Origin of the sequence: Parendozoicomonas verongulae, assembly GCF_009711465.1 — a bacterium.
Classification (GTDB): Bacteria; Pseudomonadota; Gammaproteobacteria; order Pseudomonadales; family Endozoicomonadaceae; genus Sansalvadorimonas; species Sansalvadorimonas verongulae.
In genome coordinates this window covers 3,652-4,038 of record NZ_SMME01000762.1, presented here as the reverse complement: position 1 = coordinate 4,038, position 387 = coordinate 3,652, and the positions used below count along the sequence as shown (strand labels likewise).

Genomic DNA, 387 nt, shown 5'->3' with positions numbered 1-387 from the left:
AAAAGAGCAAAGAAGATAGCAACGTAGCTGACGAGCTTTGATGGCGTACGTCGCCAGTCGTGCATATCTGGATGGGGTGGGTATCTCCTGACCTGAGTGAGGCTCTGGAACTGAAATCAAGGTATGGTTTTGAAAGGGACAGGACGGTCATTCAGCTTTCCTGCCATGCAGGGTTTGCTTATGTTTGGTGAGATGAGTGGATTGGGTGAAAGACTGGTTGCACCGGTCACAGACATAGGGCCTTTCCCCTGTATGGGTGCGCTTGTGGACGATGAGGTGACTGGATTGGGTGAAAGAGTGGTTACACCGGTTACAGACATAGGGCTTTTCCCCTGTGTGGGTACGCTTGTGATTAGTGAGATTGTCGGCTGAGGTAAACGCTTTGTA

1 protein-coding gene is annotated in these 387 nt (G+C 50.4%); it reads left to right on the top strand.

The features are described 5' to 3' along the window. Positions 1-129: 129 nt before the first annotated feature. Positions 130-372 carry a hypothetical protein gene (locus E1189_RS25270; RefSeq protein ID WP_155159078.1) on the top strand — a complete coding sequence of 81 codons (243 nt, stop codon included), beginning with the start codon at positions 130-132 and terminating at the stop codon, positions 370-372. Positions 373-387: the final 15 nt, after the last annotated feature.